Source organism: Neoroseomonas rubea, from assembly GCF_016106015.1.
In the GTDB taxonomy this organism is placed as follows: Bacteria; Pseudomonadota; Alphaproteobacteria; order Acetobacterales; family Acetobacteraceae; genus Neoroseomonas; species Neoroseomonas rubea.
Genome location: NZ_JACADQ010000366.1, coordinates 1 through 4,136, shown reverse-complemented (window position 1 = coordinate 4,136; position 4,136 = coordinate 1). Strand labels below are relative to the sequence as shown.

The 4,136-nt window shown below is 73.1% G+C and carries 4 protein-coding genes; 1 reads left to right on the top strand and 3 read right to left on the bottom strand.

From position 1 onward, the window contains the following. The coding region (locus HW577_RS21885) for a glycosyltransferase family 61 protein (RefSeq protein ID WP_198378235.1) at nucleotides 1-1,120 on the top strand (1,120 nt) is incomplete at its 5' end. On the opposite strand, the gene zapE is transcribed toward HW577_RS21885, so the two are convergent. The 3 genes from zapE to HW577_RS21870 all read right to left on the bottom strand — a co-directional run. Further along, nucleotides 1,113-2,309, bottom strand: coding sequence for a cell division protein ZapE (gene zapE, locus HW577_RS21880; protein ID WP_198378236.1), 1,197 nt, complete (start codon nucleotides 2,307-2,309; stop codon nucleotides 1,113-1,115). The genes HW577_RS21885 and zapE overlap by 8 nt on opposite strands. Before the next feature lie 80 nt (nucleotides 2,310-2,389). After that, complete coding sequence (locus HW577_RS21875; protein ID WP_198378234.1) at nucleotides 2,390-2,962, bottom strand: c-type cytochrome; 573 nt, start codon at nucleotides 2,960-2,962, stop codon at nucleotides 2,390-2,392. 14 nt (nucleotides 2,963-2,976) lie between these two features. After that, a partial coding sequence (locus HW577_RS21870; protein WP_198378233.1) for a PQQ-dependent sugar dehydrogenase occupies nucleotides 2,977-4,136 on the bottom strand: 1,160 nt, incomplete at its 5' end.

The following is a 4,136-nucleotide window of genomic DNA, read 5'->3' as shown; positions in this document are numbered from 1 at the left end:
GGCCTCGGCGCAGCCGGCGCTGCGCCTCGCCGCGCGGGCGCTCGGCCGGCGCCTGGCCGGAGCGCCGGTCGAGGTCCGGTCGCATCCGGCCCCTCATGCCTATCCGGCCGGGCCGACAGGCGCGCGCCCCGGCGCATCGCGGACCGAGATCGTCGCCGCGCCGGGTCTGCGCCCCGAGACACGTGCCGCCTTCGAGGCCCAGGCCGAGCGCTTCGAGGCGACGCTTGGCGCGCGGCGCCCGCCGCCCGAGGTGCGCGCCTTCCACGACGTCTTCGTCAACGGGCTCGGCCAGGTTTGGCAGGAGGGTGGCCAACTGCTCCGCGGCGGCGAGCAGGCCTTCCCCGAAGCGTCGCGCGCCGCGATGGGATCCGCGCCGAGGATCGAGGAGGCCGTGTTCGCGGTCGAGCGGTTCAACAACATCTTCCACTGGACCGCGGATGTGCTCCCGAGCATCGGCTGGCGCTTCGCCGGCGGCGTTCCGGACCTGCCGGTCCTCCTGCGCGCCGATGCGGCGCCGTTCAAGACGGAGAGCCTCGCCATCCTGGCCGGCCGCACGGCGCCCGCGGTCCTGGTGGGGGACGCGGTCCGCGTGCGCCGGCTCTACTTCGGTGCCTTCGGCGCCGGCACCATATCGCCCGAAGGGCCGCACCGCGCCCTGATCGAGGCCGTGGCCGCCGCCGCCGCCGCCGCGCCTGACCCGGCCGACGGGCTGGCGGAGCGGCTCTACATCTCCCGCCGCGACGCGGCCAAGCGCGCCATGGGCAACGAGGCGGCGCTCGAGACCGCGCTCGCCGCGCGCGGCTTCGGCATCCGCCGATTTTCCGGCCGCGGCTTCGTGGAGCAGGTGCGGCTGATCCGCGGCGCGCGCGCGATCGTCGCGCCGCATGGCGCGGCGTTGGGCCTGCTGCTCTTCGCGCGGCCCGGCACGGCGGTGTTCGAGATCGTGCCCGCTGCGGCGAACGCGGTCGGGCTGCGCTGCTGCATGGCGCGGCTGTCGCGTCTCGTCGCGCTGCGCCACCGCATGTGGCTCGAGCCGGTGAACCCGATCACCGGCGCCTGGGCGGCGAGCCTCGACCCGCTGCTCGGCGAGCTCGACGCCTGGCTGGAGGATCTCAGGTGAGGTGCGGCAGCGCCAGGTAGTCCTGGCTCTGCATCTCGATCAGCCGGGACGCGGTGCGCTCGAACATCGCGGCGTTCTCGCCGCGCTCGTACAGCCGGTCGGGATGGTCCTCCGCGCTCGCCAGCAGCTTGCAGCGATGCTCGTACAGCGTGTCGATCAGCGTGATGAACCGCCGCGCGCGGTCAAAGTTCTCGGGGCCCAGCCGCGGGATGCCGTCGAGCACGACGGTGTGGAAATGCGTCGCGACGGCGAGGTAGTCGGCCGGGCCGAGCGGCCGCCCGCAGATCTCGTCGAAGGCGAAGCGCGCCACGCCGCGGGCGGCCTGCGGCACCGCGACCGACCGGCCGAGCAGCGTGAGCTGCATCGGCGCTGCCGGCGCCTCGCCCGTCAGTTCCGCGAAGGCGGCATCGAGCGCGCGTTCCGCCCGCCCGTCCGGCGGCACGTGCCAGGTGGGCAGGCCTCGGATCCGCTCGCGCCGATAGTCGCGCGCCGAATCGAGCACCAGCACCTCGATCCGCTTCTTGATCAGGGCGATGAAGGGCAGGAAGGCGTCGCGCCCCGGCTTGCCCTTGAACAGGTCGTCCGGCGCGGTGTTCGACGTCGCGACGACCACCACGCCGCGGGCGAACAGCGCCTCGAACAGCCGGCCGAGGATCATCGCATCGGTGATGTCGTGGACCTGGAATTCGTCGAAGCAGAGCAGCGCTGCCTCGGCGACGATGGAATCGGCCAGCGGCGGGATCGGGTCGTGGTCATGGACGTCGCGCGGCGCCGGCGCATCGGCGTCGCGCATCTTCCAGGCATGGATGCGCCGGTGCGCCTGCTGCATGAACTGGTGGAAATGCAGGCGCTTCTTGCGCGGCACGTCGGCCGATTCGAAGAACAGGTCCATCAGCATGGACTTGCCGCGCCCGACCTCGCCGACGAGGTACAGGCCGACCGGCGCGCCCTCCGGCGCTTCCTCGACCGGCTTGCGGCGGAAGAAGCGGGACAGGAAGCCGCGGCTTTCGGGCGGTTCGGTGCGGGGGTCGTAGCCGCGGGTGCGGCGCCAGAGGTCCTGCAGCTTCTCGGCCGCGAGTTCCTGCGCCGGGTCGGCGGCGATCAGCCCCGCCGCGATGCGGGCGCGCAGCGCGGGCAGGGGGCCTTCGTTTCGGGCGGCGGCGGACGCGCCGGGGGATGCGGCCGGCATGGCGTCCGGGGGCGGTGTCATGGCGCGGCAGCGTTAGCCCTTGGGAGCCCAGGCGGCAACGGGGCCGCCCGGCGGCGCGGTCAGTCCCGCTGGGCGAGGTAGTGCGCGAGAGCCGCGATGTCGGCATCCGAAAGGCCCATCACCGCGCCGTTCATCTGCGAATCGACGCCGACACGCTGGCCGTCGCGGTACTCGCGCATGGTGCGGGCGAGGAACTCCTCCCGCTGCGCGGCCAGGCGCGGCACCTGTTCCCGCCCGGCATAGGAGGGCAGGTGGCAGACGGCGCAGTTGCGCGGGCCCGCGATCGCCTGCCCGGCGGCGAACAGGGCGGCGTCGCGCGGTCCCCGGTCGTTCGGCGGGCCGGGCGGCAGGCTCGCGAACCAGGCGGCGATGTCCTCGATATCCTTGTCCGGCACGCCCTCGGCGAAGGCGAGCATCGCCGGCACCTGGCGGATGCCCTCGCGGAACAGGATCATCTGCACCGTGATGAAGCTCGCCGGCTGCCCGGCGAGGGAAGGGATGTCCGGCAGACTGCTCCGCCCATCCGCGCCGTGGCAGTTGACGCAGCGATGGGCGGCGATATCGGCACCGCGCGCGGCATCCTGCGCCGACGCGGCGGGGGCCGTGGCGGCGGCGATCAGCGCCGCCGCCACGATCGAAGCGATCCTCACCGGCTGTAGGTGATGCGGTAGATCGCGCCCATCTGCTCACCGGACACGAGCAGCGAACCGTCGCGCATCACATGCACGTCGACCGGCCGGTCGGCGAAGCGCTGGTTGGCGTCGTCGCGGAAGCCGGTCAGGAACTCCTCGATCCGCATCACATTGCCCTGCGGGTCGAGATGCGCGACCACCACGTCGTAGCCGGTCAGGCGTTCGCGGTTCCAGGAGCCGCGCCGGGCGATGAAGATCTGGTTGCGATACTGCTCGGGGAACATGGTCCCCGTGTAGAAGCGCATGCCGACGACGGCCGTGTGCGGGCCGAGAAGCGCCGCGGGCTGCACGAACTCGCTGCATTGGCGGCCGGCATTGAACTGCGGGTCGGCCGCGCCGCCCGAGCAGAACGGGAAGCCGTGGTCTTCGCCGCTGCGGCGGATCCGGTGCAGCGTGTCCTGCGGCCAGTCATTGCCCGCCCAGTCGCGGCCATGGTTGGTCGCCCAGAGCTCCCGCGTGACCGGGTGGTGCGCCATGCCGACGCTGTTGCGGATGCCGCGGGCTTCGAGCCGCCTGCCGCTGCCGTCGGGATTGAAGGAGACGAGCGTGGCGAACACATCGCGGTCGGTGTTGCACACGTTGCAGTTGACGCCGATGTTCGTATAGATCCGGCCATCCGGCCCGAGCGTCGCGAACTTCCAGTGATGGTTGCCGCCGTGGTCCTGCTCGGTGGGCAGCCCGAAGGCGGCAGTCAGGTCCACCGGCGCGGGCACGTTGTCGAGGTTCGCCTCGATGTTGTCGTAGCGCAGCACCCGGTTGACCGCGAGCACGTAAAGGCTGCTGCCGATCATCACGAGGCCGTTCGGCTGCGGCAGGCCCTGCGCGATGGTGCGCGTGCGCGTCGTGCCGTCCGGGTTGCGGCTGATGGCGTAGACGCGGCCGATCGCGCGCGTGCCGGCGAAGATCGTGCCGTTCGGGCCTTCGGCCATCATGCGCGCGCCGGGGATGCCGTGCGCGTAGACCTCGGCGCGGAAGCCCGGCGGCAGGCGGATGGAACCGACCGGCACCTGGTCGAGCGGCGTCACGGTCAGGCGCGGGGCGTGCGGCGCGAGGGTCGAGCCCTCCGGCCGGCCGACCGCCCAGCCGGGAACGGCGGGCGCCGGCGCGGGGGCCG